Consider the following 15,347-nt stretch of genomic DNA (forward strand, 5'->3'; position numbering starts at 1 on the left):
TTTTTCAGCATGAGCCAAGACACATCCGTCCTGTCCGCCAATATTGCCGCCCCGCCGGTTGCCATTCCCGTGCGCGACCTGCTGCCGTGGGGTGTGTTCGGGCTGGTTCTGGCCTCGCTGCTGATCTACTTCGTCGGCGCGGAGCAGGGCGCGACGTCGCTCATTTCCGGCCATTACGTGCATGAATTCGTGCATGATGGCCGCCATCTGCTTGGCTTCCCCTGCCACTAAGGCGGGCGCGGGGCCTCTGCTCCGCATGGCCTGATGTGAAGAACGGCATGCGCCCTCGCGCCTGCCGTTTTTTATTGTCTGCTTTGTTTTCAAAAAGCGCCTGGAGAACGCCACCTTTTTGAAAAAAGGCGACGCCCGGAAACTTTTGTCATTTTGAAGCACTGAGGTGGACGACGGTCCGCCCCCGGATATGCCCCGCCAGCAGCCGTGGCGCGAGGTCCGGCACCTCGGCCAAAGTGGCGTCATGCAGCATGCTGTCCAGCCGTGTGGGGTCGATGTCACGCGCCAGTCGTGCCCATGCCGTCATGCGGCGCGGGCGGGGACACATGACGCTGTCGATTCCCTGCAGGCGCACATTGCGCAAAATGAAAGGGGCCACCGTCAGCGGCAGGGCCATGTCGCCTGCCAGCCCGCAGGCCGCCACCGTGCCGCCCTGCGTGATGGAGGCGCACATCGTGGCCAGCATCTCGCCGCCCGCCACGTCGATCCCGCCTGCCCAGCGCGCCTTTTCCAGCGGCCTGCCGGTGGGGGCGAGTGCTTCGCGCGGCAGCACTTCGGCCGCACCCAGGCTGGTCAGATAGGCCTGAAGCTGCGCCCGCCCGGTCACCGCCACCACCTGATAGCCGAGCTGGGTCAGCAGCATCACGGCCATGCCGCCCACGCCGCCGCCCGCCCCGCTGACGATGATGGGGCCGGAGGCAGGCGTGATGCCGCCATCCTCCAGCGCCATGACGCACAGCATGGCGGTAAAGCCCGCCGTGCCGATTCCCATCACCTGCCGTCCCGACAGGCCCGCGGGGTGCGGCAGCAGCCACCGCCCCGGCAGGCGGGCCATGCGGGCGAGGCCCCCCCAGTGCTTTTCCCCCAGGCCCCAGCCGGTGGCCAGAACCTGATCGCCGGGGCGGAAGACCGGATCATCGGAGTGGAGGACGCGGCCCGCAAGGTCGATGCCTGGAATCATGGGAAAATGCCGCACCACCGGCGCGCCGCGCGTAATGGCCAGTGCATCCTTGTAGTTGAGGCTGGACTGCGCGACCTCGACCGTTACATCGCCCTGCGGCAGGCTTGCGGGATCGACCTGTTCCAGCCGGGTGGTGGTCGCGCCATTGGTGTGGCGGATCATGAGGGCCTCGAACATGCGGACAGGTTTCCTTGCAGGTCATGAAAACAGGGATGTGCTGTCGCCTTACATGACTCTTTTGGGTGTTCCTTCCTATTTACAGCCGTGTGATTTCGCATGAACGTGATGGGATTTTTGCAATAAGATACTGATATAGCGTATAATTTTTAAAAAATCAGATCATGAGTGAAAAGGGGACGGGCGCACGGTGTCCACAGGCCGGGCGGTGACATGAAAATGCGCAGGGCAGGTGTGATATCGCCCCGCTACCTGTCCCTGTTGCGCTGTGGTGTGCTGCTTTTTCAGCCAGCATTGCACAGGCAGGAGGCATGCCCAATGTCCGACAACACCGTTTCTTCCTTTTCCGCCCAGTCCTCCATGAACGCGCTGTGGCAGGCCCGTTATGGCACCAGGCCGCCCGCGCAGCCGCTGCCTGAAAGCCCGGTGGCGCGCAGCCTCATGGCGCATCGTTCCGTGCGGCATTTCAGCCCCGCCCCCCTGCCCGAAGGCGTGGTGGAGGCGGCGATCGCCGCAGCCCAGTCGGCCTCGAGTTCGTGCAACCTGCAGGCGTGGAGCGTGATTGCCGTGCGCGACCCCGCGCGGCGCGCCCGGCTGGCAAAAATAGCGGGCGATCAGGCTTTCATTGTGCAGGCGCCGCTGTTCCTGGCGTGGGTGGTGGACCTGTCGCGGCTGGAGCATGTGGGGCAGGCGCAGGGCCGCGCGCTGCCGGGGCTGGACTGCCTCGATACGTTCCTCGGTGGCGCGGTGGATACGGCGCTGGCGGGGCAGAATGCCGCCGCGACGTTTGAATCCTACGGGTTGGGAATCGTGTACGTGGGCGCGGTGCGCAACCAGCCCGAGGCCATTGCCGCCGAACTCGGCCTGCCGCCCAGAACGTTCGCGCTGTTTGGCATGAGCGTGGGCTACCCCGACCGCGCGCAGCCCACCACAATCAGGCCGCGCCTGCCGCAGGCTCTGGTGCTGCATGAGGAACGCTACAACCCCGCCGCCGCCACGGATGAAGCCAGCATCAACGCCTATGATGACCACCTCAGGGCCGCCCGCGCGGGCGCGCGGAGCTGGAGCGAAAGCGTGGTGGCGCGACTGGGTGACACAGGCGCGCTCCATGGCCGCGAGCACCTGCCTGCCGCCCTGCGCGCCTTGGGTTTTGTGCTGGGCAAGGCGTAAAAGCAGGGGTCATGCGCATGGGGCGGGGTTGACCGGCGCAATGTTCTGGTGAACTTCTGGTGCGGTTGCCCGCAGCTTGAGGCGGGCAGGGGCGCGCTCCGTATGGCGCGCCAGCGCCATGATGAAAGAGAAATAACGGCTATGGACAGCGCCACTTCCCTTCCCTTCACGCTTTCACCCACCACCACGCCGGTTTCACCCGAGCGACGGGCGGAAATTCTGGCCAATCCCGGTTTCGGGCGTGTCTTTACCGACAACATGGTCGTGATCCGCTACCAGGAAGGCAGGGGGTGGCACGATGCCCGCGTGCAGCCTTATGCGCCGTTCACCCTCGACCCGGCCGCCGCCGTGCTGCACTACGCGCAGGAAATATTCGAGGGCATGAAAGCCTACCGCACGGCGGAAGGGGGCATCACCATGTTCCGCCCGCAGGCCAATGCCGCGCGCTTCCGCAAATCGGCGGCGCGCCTGGCCATGGCAGAACTGCCCGAGGACGTGTTTGTCGAGGCCGTGCGCCAGCTCGTGCGCGTGGACCATGCCTGGGTGCCGGCCAAGCCGGATGAGAGCCTGTATATCCGCCCCTACATGATTGCGAGCGAGACTTTCCTGGGCGTGAAGCCCGCGTCGGAATATCTGTTCATGGTCATTGCCTCGCCCGTGGGGGCGTATTTCGGGGCGGAAGCGGTGAGCGTGTGGGTGTCTGACTTCTGTCGCGCCGCCCCCGGCGGCACGGGTGAGGCCAAGTGCGGCGGCAACTATGCCGCAAGCCTGCTGGCCCAGCAGGAGGCCAAGGGCCATGGCTGCGCGCAGGTGCTGTTCCTCGATGCGGTGGAGCGCCGCTGGGTCGAGGAAATGGGCGGCATGAACGTGTTCTTCGTGTTCGATGACGGCTCGGTCGCCACCCCGCCGCTGACCGGCACCATCCTGCGCGGCATCACCCGCGATTCGCTGCTTACCCTTGCGCGTGAGATGGGCCTGACCGTGCGTGAGGAGCCTTACGCCATCGACCAGCTTTATGCTGATGCGGCCTCGGGCCGCCTGAAGGAAGTGTTTGCCTGCGGCACGGCGGCAGTGGTTTCGCCCATCGGGCGTTTCCGTGGCCACAGGGGCGAGGCGGTGATTGGCGATGGCGCGGGTATGGGTCCGGTCACGGCCAGACTGCGCAATGCCCTGATCGGCATCCAGCGCGGCACGGCGCCCGACACCCATGGCTGGGTGGAAAAGGTGCTCTGATTTCCCGCCCGCAAGGCAGGAAAATGGAAAAAAGACGGGTCATGCTGTAAGGCATGGCCCGTTTTGCATATGGAAGCAGCGCAGGGGCGGGGAGATTGCAATGGCCGAAAACAGGCTTGATGTGTCGGGGCAGTGGGATGGCCAGTTCAGCTACCCGCGCACGTTGCCGCCGGAGTTTTTCTCCGCCTCCCTGTTTGAATCCGGTGGCGCCATTGGGGGCACGGTGACGGAGCGCCCGGCTTCAGGTCAGGCCGGAGCGGAATGTTTTGTCTCGACCGTGCGTGGCGTGCGCCACGCAGCCGAGGTGCGTTTTACCAAAACCTATGAAGGCGGCTCTCGCCAGCATGTCGTGCTGTACGCGGGCAGGCTGAATGCCGATAGCACTGAAATTGAAGGAACGTGGCGGATCGAAGGCTCCTGGTCCGGGCATTTCCTCATGATCCGCAGGGATGGCGGCGCGGCGGTGGCCGTGCAGCGGGAGGCGGTGGTGGCCTCCCGGTAACATCTTTCCCTTTTAATTAAAGCACGGATGAAAGTTTCTGGGTGCCGCCTTTTTTCAAAAAGGCGGCGTTCTTCTCAAGCTTTTTGAAAAAACCTTTATCTTATTCCGCAGGCGTGGCGGCTTCATCCACCGGCACATAGAGCCGGTTGCCGCTGCTGCGGAATTCTTCTTTTTTCTGTTCCAGCCCGGCCATGCGTTCGGCATTGGCCTTGAGGTCGTGGCTGATGCGCATGGAACAGAATTTGGGGCCGCACATGGAGCAGAAATGCGCGTTCTTGTGCGCCTCGCGCGGGAGCGTCTCGTCATGGTACGAACACGCCGTATCCGGGTCGAGCGAGAGCTTGAACTGGTCGTTCCAGCGGAAGTCGAAGCGTGCGCGGCTGATGGCGTCATCGCGGATGCGCGCCGCCGGGTGCCCCTTGGCCAGGTCGGCGGCGTGGGCGGCGATGCGGTAGGTCACCACCCCCACCTTCACGTCATTGCGGTCGGGCAGGCCGAGATGTTCCTTGGGCGTGACGTAACACAGCATGGCGGTGCCGAACCACCCGATCATGGCAGCGCCAATGCCGGATGTAATGTGGTCATAACCCGGTGCGATATCGGTCGTGAGCGGGCCAAGCGTGTAGAAGGGGGCCTCGCCGCATTCGCGCAACTGCTTTTCCACATTGACCTTGATCTTGTGCATGGGCACGTGGCCCGGCCCTTCGATCATGACCTGACAGCCTTTGGCCCAGGCGATCTTGGTCAGTTCGCCCAGCGTTTCGAGTTCGGCAAACTGGGCGGCGTCATTCGCATCGGCAATCGAGCCGGGGCGCAGGCCATCACCGAGCGAGAACGAGACATCATAACGGCGCATGATGTCGCAGATTTCCTCGAAATGCTCATACAGGAAACTCTCGCGGTGGTGGTGCAGGCACCACCCGGCCATGATCGACCCACCGCGCGAGACGATGCCGGTCACGCGGTTGACGGTCAGCGGCACGTGCCGCAGCCGCACGCCGGCATGGATGGTGAAGTAGTCCACGCCCTGCTCGGCCTGCTCGATCAGCGTATCGCGGAAGATTTCCCATGTCAGGTCCTCAGGCACGCCGCCCACCTTTTCCAGCGCCTGATAGAGCGGCACCGTGCCAATGGGCACCGGGGCATTGCGCAGGATCCAGTCGCGGATGTTGTGGATGTTGCGGCCCGTGGAAAGATCCATCACCGTATCCGCGCCCCAGCGGATGGACCAGACCATCTTCTCCACTTCCTCCGCGACTGATGAGGTCACGGCGGAGTTGCCGATATTGGCGTTGACCTTGACCAGGAAGTTGCGCCCGATCACCATCGGCTCAAGCTCGGGGTGGTTGATGTTGGCGGGCAGGATGGCGCGGCCTGCGGCAATTTCCGAGCGTACGAACTCAGGGGTGACGAAGGCGGGGATGTCGGCGCCAAAATCCTCGCCATCGGCGCGGCGCTCTTCAGCACCCTCGGCCATGGTGGCGCGGCCAAGGTTTTCGCGGTGGGCGGCGTAGATCATCTCCTGCGTGATGATGCCCGCACGGGCAAACTCGTATTGCGTGACCATCTGGTCAGCGCGGCCTTCATGCACCACATGCGGCGCGGGGCAGGCGGGAACAAGGTTCTCGCCCCTGGCAAAGCCGTTATCTTCCGGTCGCACGGCGCGCGGCCTGACGGCGGGCAGGCCACGGGTTACAATCCATGGCGCGCGGACGGGTTTAAGCCCCTGGCGCACGTCAATGTGGGCATTGGTGTCGGTATAGGGGCCGGAGGTGTCATACACGCGCACCGGCGGCTCGTTGGCGCTGGGTTCAAGCGCTATTTCACGGAATGGCACGCGGATATCCGCATGCCCCTCGGGCGATGACCAGACCTTGACGGACCCCATGATGGGGCCGGTGGTGACATGGTCGGGAGATGAAGGCGAAGCGACGGTGGTCATGGCAGTGCTCCTCGCATCCTCTCTCCGACAGGGGGTGTGGAGAGAAAATCGGGGATGCCGCGCCTCATGCGGGCGGCCGCGTGCCGGGGGCAGGCGGCGTGCTGCCGATTGTCCGCACCAGTCCCTCCGCCGGTATGAGCCGGATCAGGTTCCCCGGAACGCACAATGCGCCCGGAAGGGTCTCCGCGCGCATGGTTGCCCATGCCAGCGGTCTCTCAGCCCCTTGCCGGGACTCCCCTTGGTCCGGTCAGGATCATCAATCGTGCCTGGCTTGTCAATCACGCAGACAGGGCTGAGGGTGCTGGCCTGAAAAAGAATTCGTGTGCCGATTTGCCAGCCGCCCTGTTGTGATAGAATGGCAGCGAACATCATTTTGCGGGGAAGCAGGACAGGATGGCAGCAAGCACGATTTCCAGCCGGATTGCACAGGGTAGTGGGCGCACGGTGGCCGATACCGTCATTCGTGATGTGCGCCTGTTTGATCTGGTGACGGGGGAGATGCTGCCAACCGACATCGCCATCTGTGGCGACACCATTGTTGGCACGCTGGAGCATTACGAGGGGACCAATGTGATCGAGGGGCGGGGCCGCATTGCCGTGCCCGGCTTCATCGACACGCACCTGCATGTCGAATCCTCGCTCATCACGCCCTTCGAGTTCGATCGCTGCGTGCTGCCCCACGGCGTGACCACCGCCATATGCGATCCGCACGAGATGGCCAACGTGCTCGGCCGCCCGGCGCTGGATTACTTTACCGAAGCCGCCATGCGCACGGTCATGGACCTGCGGGTCAACCTTTCAAGCTGCGTGCCCTCCACCCACCTTGAAACCTCGGGGGCGACGCTGGGTGCGGCTGACCTGCTGGCCTATCGCGATCACCCCAAGGTGATTGGCCTGGCCGAGTTCATGAACATCCCTGGCGTGCTGAATGGCGACCCCGGATGCCTGGAAAAGCTCGAAGCCTTTGCCGGTGGCCATATTGACGGCCATGCCCCGCTGCTGCGCGGGCGCAGGCTCAATGGCTATCTGAGCGCGGGCATCACCACTGATCATGAGGCCACCACGGCGCAAGAAGCGCTGGAAAAGGTGCGCAAGGGCATGATGGTGCTGATCCGCGAAGGTTCGGTGTGCAAGGACCTGCGTGCGCTGGCGCCGCTGCTCAACCCGGTTACCTCGCCGTTCTTCGCCTTCTGCACCGATGATCGCAACCCGCTCGAAATCGCGCATGAGGGGCATCTGGATTACCTGATCCGCCTGGCCATCTCGCTGGGTGTCGAGCCGCTGGCCGCCTATCGCAGCGCCTCGCTCAGTGCCGCCAACGCCTTCGGCCTGCGTGACCGGGGCATGATCGCACCCGGCAGGCGCGCCGATATCGTGCTGCTTGACGACCTGCGCGAATGCGTTGTGTCGGACGTGATCAGCGCGGGCCGCCTGGTGGATGATGCGCTGTTCGCCGCCCGTGACATCATTCCCCCCGTAGGGCTGGAGAGCATCAGCCTGCCCGCCCCGGTCAGTGCGGCGGATATGGAAATGAAGGGCAGCGGCACGCAGCGCCCCGTGATCGGCCTGCTGCCCGGCCAGATCATAACACCCTTCCTGCATGCCGACCTGCCGGTGGAAGATGGCATCGTGCAGCCTGACCCGGCACAGGATATCGCGCGCATCTGCGTGGTGGCACGGCATGGGCATAACGACAATATCGGTCGGGGCTTTGTTAAGGGCTTCGGGCTGTCTGGCGGAGCGCTGGCCTCATCGGTGGGGCATGACAGCCATAATATATGTGTGGTGGGCATGAACGATGCCGACATGGCGCTGGCGGTCAACCATCTGGAAAAGACCGGCGGCGGCTTTGTGGTCGTGCGTGATGGCAAGGTGGTGGCCGACATGCCGCTGCCCGTGGCGGGGTTGATGAGCGATGCGCCGTTCGAGGCTGTGCGCGACCAGCTCGAGGTGCTGCGTGCCGCGGCCCGCGCCCTGGGCTGCCTGCTTGATGAGCCGTTCCTCCAGCTTGCCTTCCTGCCGCTGCCGGTGATTCCGCACCTCAAGATTACGGATTTCGGCATGGTGGATGTCAACCGGATGGAACTGGTCTGATCCGGCCAGGCGGAAACTGCCCATGACCACGCCACAGGAGGCCCCCTCGCGGGCGGCCACGGCCACCCTGCGCGCCTATCGGGCGGACTGGGTGCATTTTACGCAATGGTGCGCGGAACAGGCCATCGCCCCCATTCCCGTAACGCCTGAAGGGGTTGCAGCCTATCTGCGCAGTCTGGGCACGTTTGCCCCGGCCACCATCCGCCGCCGCCTGGCCGCCATTGGCAAGATGCACCGCTTTAACGGGCTGGCGTGGGATGTCACGCATCCGCTTATCCGCGCGGCACTGGCTGAGATGCTCGAACAGGCCAGCCGCCCCGCGCTGCCGCCTGCCGTGGTCACTCCCGCCATGCTGGGCGCCATGTCGGCACACTGTACCGATGGAGTGCGCGGCCTGCGCGACCGCTGCCTGCTGCTGTTCGGCTTCGCAGGCGCGCTGCGGCGTTCGGAGCTGGTGGGGCTGCAGGTGGAAGATGTGCGCCTCACCCCCGAGGCGGTGATGCTGACGGTGCGCGACGGCCATGAGGCCCCCACCATCGCGCTGCCCGTGGCGCAGGAGCGCGAGATATGCCCGGCGGCGGCCTTTACCGCATGGCAGCAGGTGGCGCACCGGCAGACCGGGCCGGTGTTTCGCGCCATCTCCAAGGGCGAACGCGTGGGCGGCCGCGCGCTGACCCCCTATGCCGTGACCCGCATCCTGCAACGCCGGGCGCTGATGGCCGAGGTGCCCCCCGCCACGGTGGCCCGGCTCAGCGCCCATGCGCTGCGGGCGGGCTTTATTGTCGAGGCCCTGCGCCACGGCATGGACCCTGCGGCTCTGGGCCAGCGCACCCGGTACCGTGATCCGCGCGCCCTGCGCCCTTATGCGGACCTGCTGGCCCATGACTGAAACCCTGCGCCTGCCCTGGGCCGACCTGCCCCCCACGACCCCGCGTGAGGGGGAAGGTTCATCCGCCCCGACCCGCCGGCCGCCCGCACGCAGGGGGCGGCGGCCACTTTCCGCCTGGCCCGCGCCTGCGGGGCCGCTGCCCTGGCAGGGGTGGCACCTGCTGGTGCATGGGCCTGACGCGGGCATGGCGGCCTTCGCCACCGAAGCTGCCGGGCCGGGACTGATTCCGTGGCCGTTCGATGCGGCGCAGGTGGAAGAAGACATGTTCGCGCTGGCCATCGGGGCCAATACGCCCGGATCGGGCCGGGGCGGCCTGTCGGTGGAAGGGTGCCGCATCCTCGCCCGCCAGTTCCGTGCGGCGGCGGAAGCGCGTCATGCCCGTCTCGCCCTGCGGTCTGATGGCGCCTGCCCGCTGGATTTCAATCGTCTGGTGCCCGTGCCGGATCGCATCCTGCACCTTGGCGCGACCCACCCCGATGCCCGCGCCTGGCTGCTGGCCAACTGGGGCGTGGTGGAAGCTCCCGCCCAGGTGGCGCCACTGCCGGGGCGTAAGGCGGGCAGGCGGCTGCCGCGCGGGCATCGGGCCGTGGTGTATGGCTTCTTTACCCGTGGCGGCACGCCAGCGCCCGTAGTGCGAAGGATGGAGGAGCATTACCCCCTGCTGACCTTCCGCCTGACCGGGCGGCCCCTGACATGACCGGCCAGCCCGACCTGTTCGACCCCGCGCGGCCCGGCCTTGAGCCGATTATCGTGCTGGAGGCCTATCAGGGTGACCTGTCACATCTGGTGCAACTGGCCCACGCGCGTGAAATCGACCTGACCCGCCTTGATATCGTAGCCCTGATCGACCAGCTGGCCGAGGCCGCGCGGGCGCATGCCGCCCTGCCGCTGGGCATGAAGGCGCAGTGGGTGGTCATGGCGTCAGGCCTGCTGCTGCTGCGCTCGCGGCTGCTGCTGCCAGCCGATGATCCGCGCCAGCAGCAGGCAGAGCAGGAAGCCCACGACCTGCGCGCGCGCCTGATCGCGGCCGAGCAGGCAGGGCACCTGGCGGGGTGGCTGGCCGCACGCGCGCAACTCGGGCGTGATGTCCATGCCTTTGGTGGCGCACAGCCTGTCCGGCGCGACGAATCGGCTGAATGGGAAGTGGACCGGATCGAATTCCTGTGGGGTTGCCTTGCGGTGTTTGATGGCAACTGGGGCGCCATGCCCGAGCAGGCGCCCTTCTATGCCCCGGTGCAGCTTGACCTGTTCTCGGTCGAGGAGGCGCGGGCACGGGTGCGTGCGTGCCTGGCGCATGCCCGCAAACCCGTGCCGCTGGACCGCATGCTGCCCGATTCCGTGCGGCATGGGGCGGAAGGTGCGCGGCGCACGGGGCTGCGGCGCTCGGCATGGAGCAGCACGTTCACCGCCTGCCTCGAAATGGTCAAGCAGGGCGAGGCGCTGGCCTACCAGCCCGGCCCCGATACGCTGCCCCGCTTTGGCAAGGTGGAGCGCGACGGCGCGGCCTGAACCGTTTTTGAAAAGAAACCAAAGTGGTGGCGTGACTGTTGCCGCCCGTACTTCCGGTGCGGCCGCATTCATATCGAATAAGTAATATGCTGGTGGCGTGGCTGGCCCGCACAGGCGTGAAGGGTTTTTTCCCTCATTTTTTTAACACTTTGCTTGACTGGATTTTTTTTTTGATCAAGCTGGAACGAACGGTTTTTTGTTTGGCTGCCATGCGGATGGAACACAGCTTCATGGAGGCCTTTTGGCATGGATGAGGTGGCCTGGCGGGCAGCAGGTCACATAAAAATATTTCATATAAGATCAGGGTTGATTTCGAGATGTTAATAATGTTTATGGATAAAACGTGATGAATGAATGGCTTGGCTTGTCAGGGCAGGATGCATCCAGTGTCCGTGCATTGGCGTATGGACTGCCGGAGGCTACGACTGTCATGCTTTTCCGTTCCGCCGGGAAAGAGGGTTATCGTGCTTCAGGGTCAAGCCGGGGAGAACAAGGCGGATCGCATCAGTCGTTTCGTAGAAATCTGGTCATACTCCCGTAGTCAAATTGGTGAAATCAGAACATCCAGAACAAATTCTGTAATAATCCTTCCTAAAAACTATGCCGTTCTGAGTGAGGTATGGGTATGACGTATGCGGAACAGAGTGATAACACACTACAAAAGGTAATCGTTTTTGCCCTCGTCCTGGCATTCGAGGGGCTGCTGGTGCTCGCGCTTCTGTTCGGGCTCAGCTCGCCGCCAGATGCGCCCCAGGAGCCGCCCAAGCCGCCGGTCGAGGTGCACATGATCAAGGAGCCGCCGCCACCGCCGCCGCCGCCGCCGCCACCCCCGCCGCCGCCGGAAATTACGCAGCCGCCGCCGCCGTATATTCCGCCGCCGAAGATTCAGGTGCCGACGCCGCCGCCGCCGATGAAGGTGACTCACGAGAAGCCGCCCAAGGCCATGCCGCCCGCAAAGGCGACCCCGCCGGCTGATGCGCCCGTCTCCAACGCGCCGCCCGTGCCCGATCACTCGGCAGGCACGTCGCCGCTGAACCATGTCGTGCCGGAATATCCGGAGGAGATGTCGGAAGAAGGCCGTGAGGGCGTTGTGTCCGTGGCATGCGACGTGGAGCCGACCGGCGTGACCAGCAACTGCCAGGTGGTCAACGTAAAAGGCGGCCAGGCATTTGCCGACGCAGCCCTGAAGGCGGTCCGCCGTTCGCGTTATGCGCCGGCAGTCAAAAATGGTGTGCCCGTCAAGGAGTTCCACCATCTCTATACGATCACGTTCAGTCTGAACGACTGAGCCTGAGTGTTAGGTCAGGCGCGGCGGGGGCCGGCAGCACCCCGCCGCATCGCGAAAAAAACATCCTGCTCCAGAGGATTTTGGTTAAATGATCAGACTGCATCGTAAACACACTCTTGTTGCCTCGGCCGCGTTCGCTGCCATGCTGTGTGCTGCCTCGCCGCTTGCGGCGCTGGCGCAGGATGCCGCCCCGGCCGCGAACGATGCGGCCACGGCTCCGGCGGTTTCCGCTCCGCCCACCGATGGCGCTGGCGCACCGGCAACCCCGGCTCCAGGCACCGACGCCCCTGCCGCCGAAGCACCGGCCCCCGGCGCTGACGCCGCTCCGGCAACCCCCGCGCCAGAAGCGCCGGCCCCCGCGCCCGCCGCTGACGCCGCACCGCCGGCCGATGCGCCCAAGGCACCCGAAGGCAACCCCTACGGTCTTGGCGCACTGTGGGCCAATGGTGACTTCATCGCCCGTGGCGTGCTGCTCATCATGGTGTTCATGTCGCTGGGCACCTGGTACATCATGATTACCAAGTTCTTCGAGCAGGCCCGCGTGATGAACGCCGCCAAGCAGGTCATGAGCGATTTCTGGACCAAGGGTTCCATCAAGGAAGGTGCTGCTGCGCTGCCCGCGAACTCCCCGTTCCGCTACATTGCCGATACGGGTGTCAAGGCCGCCGAGCACCACGAAGGCACGATGCAGGAATCCATCGACCTGCATTCCTGGACCACCATGTCCATCCAGCGTTCGGTTGACGTGATCCAGACCAAGCTGCAGGGCGGCCTTGCCTTCCTCGGCACCGTGGGTTCCACCTCGCCGTTCGTGGGTCTGTTCGGCACCGTCTGGGGTATCTATCACGCCCTGACCGCCATCGGCATCGCGGGCCAGGCCTCGATCGACAAGGTTGCCGGTCCGGTTGGTGAATCGCTGATCATGACCGCCATCGGCCTCGGCACCGCCGTTCCCGCCGTTCTGGGCTACAACCTGCTGGTCCGCCGCAACAAGGGCGCGATCGACAAGGTGCGCAACTTCGCCGCAGACGTGCAGTCGATCCTGATGGGTGGCTACCGCCATGGCGCGGACATCACCATCCATCCCGACAACTCCCCCACAACCACGACTATCGATAACCGGGTGGCCTGATCATGGGTATGCAAGTTGGAGGTGGCGGCGATGAAGACGAGGTGGTGTCGGCCATCAACACCACACCGCTTGTCGACGTCATGCTGGTGCTGCTGATCATCTTCCTGATCACCATCCCCGTCGCGACACATACCATCAAGGTTAGCCTCCCCATGGATGCTAACCAGCCAACCCGGACGTTGCAGAACAACATCGTCGTGGCGATCACCCCGACCGGGCAGGCCTACTGGAACGAGACGCCGCTCACCAGCTATGCCGACCTGGAATCGCACCTGGAACACGTGGCTGCACAGGTTCCGCAGCCCCAGATCCAGATCCGCGGTGACCAGACGGCAAAATACGAAGGTGTGGGCAAGGTGATCGCGGCCTGCCAGCAGGCTGGCATCGTTCACGTCGATTTCATCACTGAGCAGCCGCACGGCTGATATCCATTCCCGGCCGGGGTTCATGCTCCGGCCACATTGGGGAGAGTAGACACCATGGGCATGAATGTCGGCTCAGACAGCACGACCGAGGACGAAGGTATTGTCGATATCAATACCACGCCCCTGATTGACGTCATGCTGGTGCTGTTGATCATGCTGATCATCACCATCCCGCTCCAGACGCATTCAGTCTCGATCGATCTGCCGCAGGGCAATCCGCCGCCTTCCGCAGCCCCCGATCCGGTTGTGGATACGGTGGCGATCGATTTTGACAACACCATCACCTGGAATGGCGAACCCGTTGCAGGCGAGGCGGACCTCCAGTCCCGCTTCAAGGATGCGGCGGCCCAGCCGGTCCAGCCCGAGATGCACATCCACCCCGATCGCCTGGCCAGCTACAAGGTCGTGGCGCATGTCATGGCGGATGCACAGCGTCTTGGCGTGACCAAGCTGGGAATCATGGGAAGCGATCAGTTCATGGACGCGCAGTAAGCGCTCCGTTTTCACGATACAGCATCATGACCTGAAAAGCGGTCCTTCCCTTGTGGGGAGGGCCGCTTTTTTCATGCGTCCGGCACGGATATGAAATGCCGCTTTTTAGGGCACATGGCTCCGGGCAGCTGTAGCATAAAAAGCACGCAACCCACATTGTTGGGGCCGTTCAGGCGGCTGTCATTCATATCGAATAAAAAACGGAATGTTGTAAAATCGTTAGTTTATAGCGGGATAGGCGTTATTGCCTCTGCCGGGTCATGCCCGGTTTCCAGATAGATAAACACGCTGTTGCGTTTTTTAAGCTTGGCCTGTCCAAGTGTATTTCATAAGTCAACAGGAAGGCGGAATGTTCAGTTTCCGCAACTACTTCAGCATGACCGGTACGGGACGGAAAATGCTGTCAGTGAGGCAGACGGGGATGGCTGCCGCTGAAAACCGTATGGCTGCACGCAATGGCGCGCCGCTGGACAGATTTGCGGGGGGAACGAATGAAGACGGGCCGGGATATCTATAACGTCATGATACGACAGGTGCGCAATGCGGCGGGGCAGGGCGGACTGGCCGGGCTGCGCAGGCCGGGGCTGAAAACGCGCCTGCGTGCCGTATCGTGCCTGGTGGGCACGATGTGCATCGCCACGGGCGGTGAGGCCTGGGCGCAGGTCGCCACGACGCAGGCCACCACCCACCGCCATGCGCCGGTTCGGCAGGCGGCGGCCCCGAAGCGGCAGGCCGCAGCACCTGCGGGCGTTACGGATACATCCGCCCCCGAGCAGATCCGCGTGGCTTCGTCGCGCCAGCAGCGTGATGGCGGCGGCGGCATGATGCGGCAGGAAACCGCGCCCCATGCAGTGCAGACCATTGGCAAGCAGTTCATTGAAATGCGCAGCCCCACCAGCACGGCGCTTGATCTGGTCAAGAACCTGCCGAGCATGAACGTGACCACGCCGGACCCGTCGGGCATGGAAGGTGGCCAGATCCAGACCCGTGGCCTGACCGATCTCGACATGGGGCTGATGCTTGATGGCGCACCGGCGGCAGCGGCCAAGTACCTGAACGAGGATATCGATTCCGAAAACCTCGAGAGTGTCGAGGTCACGCCCGGCAGCTCCGCCACCGACCTGCCTGCCATGTCCGCCGCAGGTGGCGTGATGAACGAGCGTTCGCGCACGGCGTCGCACAAATTCGGCGGTATGATGGATTTCTTCTGTGGTTACCGTCCGTTATGCAAGAGTTTTCTGACCCATATTGACGTGTGATCGTGTGCGGTCTTCTGTAAGGCCTGTTGATGTGGCCTTTCAG

16 protein-coding genes are annotated in these 15,347 nt (G+C 64.2%); 13 read left to right on the forward strand and 3 right to left on the reverse strand.

Annotated elements, in window-relative coordinates; genetic code table 11:
• Positions 1-9 precede the first annotated feature (9 nt).
• Positions 10-231, forward strand: a complete 222-nt coding sequence (locus tag CDI09_RS13360; RefSeq protein ID WP_061275445.1) for a CbtB domain-containing protein — start codon at positions 10-12, stop codon at positions 229-231.
• Positions 232-379: 148 nt separating this feature from the next.
• On the opposite strand, the gene acuI is transcribed toward CDI09_RS13360, so the two are convergent.
• Positions 380-1,369, reverse strand: a complete 990-nt coding sequence (acuI, locus tag CDI09_RS13365) for an acrylyl-CoA reductase (NADPH) (protein WP_078525796.1) — start codon at positions 1,367-1,369, stop codon at positions 380-382.
• A gap of 318 nt (positions 1,370-1,687) precedes the next feature.
• Between acuI and CDI09_RS13370 the strand changes: the two genes are divergently transcribed.
• From CDI09_RS13370 to CDI09_RS13380, 3 genes are all read left to right on the forward strand, one after another.
• A complete protein-coding gene (locus CDI09_RS13370) occupies positions 1,688-2,539 on the forward strand; it encodes a nitroreductase family protein (protein ID WP_078525797.1) in 852 nt (283 codons plus the stop codon).
• Between the two features lie 141 nt (positions 2,540-2,680).
• Positions 2,681-3,772, forward strand: coding sequence for a branched-chain amino acid aminotransferase (locus tag CDI09_RS13375; RefSeq protein ID WP_078527913.1), 1,092 nt, complete (start codon positions 2,681-2,683; stop codon positions 3,770-3,772).
• A 100-nt stretch (positions 3,773-3,872) separates the two neighbouring features.
• Entirely contained in the window at positions 3,873-4,274 is a 402-nt protein-coding gene (locus tag CDI09_RS13380; RefSeq protein ID WP_078525798.1) for a hypothetical protein, read from the forward strand.
• Between the two features lie 100 nt (positions 4,275-4,374).
• Here the strand turns inward: CDI09_RS13380 and thiC are convergent, their stop codons facing one another.
• Complete coding sequence (thiC, locus tag CDI09_RS13385) at positions 4,375-6,216, reverse strand: phosphomethylpyrimidine synthase ThiC (RefSeq protein WP_078525799.1); 1,842 nt, start codon at positions 6,214-6,216, stop codon at positions 4,375-4,377.
• A 393-nt stretch (positions 6,217-6,609) separates the two neighbouring features.
• On the opposite strand from thiC, the gene ade reads away from it, so the two are divergent.
• The 4 genes from ade to CDI09_RS13405 are packed head-to-tail and all read left to right on the forward strand — an operon-like array spanning position 6,610 to position 10,708.
• Positions 6,610-8,310 (forward strand): adenine deaminase, encoded by a 1,701-nt coding sequence (gene ade, locus CDI09_RS13390; RefSeq protein ID WP_078525800.1) that lies wholly within the window; start codon positions 6,610-6,612, stop codon positions 8,308-8,310.
• 22 nt (positions 8,311-8,332) lie between these two features.
• Positions 8,333-9,199, forward strand: coding sequence for a tyrosine-type recombinase/integrase (locus CDI09_RS13395; RefSeq protein WP_078525801.1), 867 nt, complete (start codon positions 8,333-8,335; stop codon positions 9,197-9,199).
• On the forward strand, positions 9,192-9,896 hold the full coding sequence (locus CDI09_RS13400; RefSeq protein WP_078525803.1) for a hypothetical protein: 705 nt from the start codon (positions 9,192-9,194) through the stop codon (positions 9,894-9,896). Before CDI09_RS13395 ends, CDI09_RS13400 begins: the two co-directional genes overlap by 8 nt.
• Positions 9,893-10,708 (forward strand): segregation/condensation protein A, encoded by an 816-nt coding sequence (locus CDI09_RS13405; protein WP_078525805.1) that lies wholly within the window; start codon positions 9,893-9,895, stop codon positions 10,706-10,708. Before CDI09_RS13400 ends, CDI09_RS13405 begins: the two co-directional genes overlap by 4 nt.
• A gap of 68 nt (positions 10,709-10,776) precedes the next feature.
• Here CDI09_RS13405 and CDI09_RS17780 read toward each other — a convergent pair whose 3' ends face one another.
• On the reverse strand, positions 10,777-10,956 hold the full coding sequence (locus CDI09_RS17780) for a hypothetical protein (protein WP_146220882.1): 180 nt from the start codon (positions 10,954-10,956) through the stop codon (positions 10,777-10,779).
• 371 nt (positions 10,957-11,327) lie between these two features.
• Between CDI09_RS17780 and CDI09_RS13410 the strand changes: the two genes are divergently transcribed.
• From CDI09_RS13410 to CDI09_RS13430, 5 genes are all read left to right on the forward strand, one after another.
• Entirely contained in the window at positions 11,328-11,996 is a 669-nt protein-coding gene (locus CDI09_RS13410) for an energy transducer TonB (protein ID WP_078525807.1), read from the forward strand.
• A gap of 88 nt (positions 11,997-12,084) precedes the next feature.
• A complete protein-coding gene (locus CDI09_RS13415) occupies positions 12,085-13,128 on the forward strand; it encodes a MotA/TolQ/ExbB proton channel family protein (RefSeq protein ID WP_078525809.1) in 1,044 nt (347 codons plus the stop codon).
• A gap of 2 nt (positions 13,129-13,130) precedes the next feature.
• The gene (locus tag CDI09_RS13420; protein WP_078525811.1) at positions 13,131-13,553 is read left to right on the forward strand and encodes an ExbD/TolR family protein; all 423 of its coding nucleotides are present in this window, start codon (positions 13,131-13,133) and stop codon (positions 13,551-13,553) included.
• Positions 13,554-13,607: 54 nt separating this feature from the next.
• Positions 13,608-14,045: an ExbD/TolR family protein gene (locus CDI09_RS13425; RefSeq protein WP_078525813.1), complete on the forward strand. Its 438-nt coding sequence runs from the start codon at positions 13,608-13,610 to the stop codon at positions 14,043-14,045.
• A 521-nt stretch (positions 14,046-14,566) separates the two neighbouring features.
• Positions 14,567-15,304 carry a TonB-dependent receptor plug domain-containing protein gene (locus CDI09_RS13430; RefSeq protein WP_408884499.1) on the forward strand — a complete coding sequence of 246 codons (738 nt, stop codon included), beginning with the start codon at positions 14,567-14,569 and terminating at the stop codon, positions 15,302-15,304.
• The last annotated feature ends 43 nt before the right edge of the window (positions 15,305-15,347 follow it).

It is taken from the genome of Komagataeibacter nataicola, from assembly GCF_003207795.1.
GTDB lineage: Bacteria > Pseudomonadota > Alphaproteobacteria > Acetobacterales > Acetobacteraceae > Komagataeibacter > Komagataeibacter nataicola.

Excerpts from the sequence above, each read along its gene's own strand:
- CDI09_RS13395 (WP_078525801.1), top strand. The coding sequence starts at position 8,333 with ATGACCACGCCACAGGAGGCCCCCTCGCGGGCGGCCACGGCCACCCTG.
- ade (WP_078525800.1), top strand. The coding sequence starts at position 6,610 with ATGGCAGCAAGCACGATTTCCAGCCGGATTGCACAGGGTAGTGGGCGC.
- CDI09_RS13375 (WP_078527913.1), top strand. The coding sequence starts at position 2,681 with ATGGACAGCGCCACTTCCCTTCCCTTCACGCTTTCACCCACCACCACG.
- CDI09_RS13400 (WP_078525803.1), top strand. The coding sequence starts at position 9,192 with ATGACTGAAACCCTGCGCCTGCCCTGGGCCGACCTGCCCCCCACGACC.
- CDI09_RS13425 (WP_078525813.1), top strand. The coding sequence starts at position 13,608 with ATGGGCATGAATGTCGGCTCAGACAGCACGACCGAGGACGAAGGTATT.
- CDI09_RS13410 (WP_078525807.1), top strand. The coding sequence starts at position 11,328 with ATGGGTATGACGTATGCGGAACAGAGTGATAACACACTACAAAAGGTA.
- CDI09_RS13420 (WP_078525811.1), top strand. The coding sequence starts at position 13,131 with ATGGGTATGCAAGTTGGAGGTGGCGGCGATGAAGACGAGGTGGTGTCG.
- CDI09_RS13415 (WP_078525809.1), top strand. The coding sequence starts at position 12,085 with ATGATCAGACTGCATCGTAAACACACTCTTGTTGCCTCGGCCGCGTTC.
- CDI09_RS13380 (WP_078525798.1), top strand. The coding sequence starts at position 3,873 with ATGGCCGAAAACAGGCTTGATGTGTCGGGGCAGTGGGATGGCCAGTTC.
- CDI09_RS13405 (WP_078525805.1), top strand. The coding sequence starts at position 9,893 with ATGACCGGCCAGCCCGACCTGTTCGACCCCGCGCGGCCCGGCCTTGAG.
- CDI09_RS13430 (WP_408884499.1), top strand. The coding sequence starts at position 14,567 with ATGATACGACAGGTGCGCAATGCGGCGGGGCAGGGCGGACTGGCCGGG.
- acuI (WP_078525796.1), bottom strand. The coding sequence starts at position 1,369 with ATGTTCGAGGCCCTCATGATCCGCCACACCAATGGCGCGACCACCACC.
- CDI09_RS17780 (WP_146220882.1), bottom strand. The coding sequence starts at position 10,956 with ATGCCAAAAGGCCTCCATGAAGCTGTGTTCCATCCGCATGGCAGCCAA.
- CDI09_RS13360 (WP_061275445.1), top strand. The coding sequence starts at position 10 with ATGAGCCAAGACACATCCGTCCTGTCCGCCAATATTGCCGCCCCGCCG.
- thiC (WP_078525799.1), bottom strand. The coding sequence starts at position 6,216 with ATGACCACCGTCGCTTCGCCTTCATCTCCCGACCATGTCACCACCGGC.
- CDI09_RS13370 (WP_078525797.1), top strand. The coding sequence starts at position 1,688 with ATGTCCGACAACACCGTTTCTTCCTTTTCCGCCCAGTCCTCCATGAAC.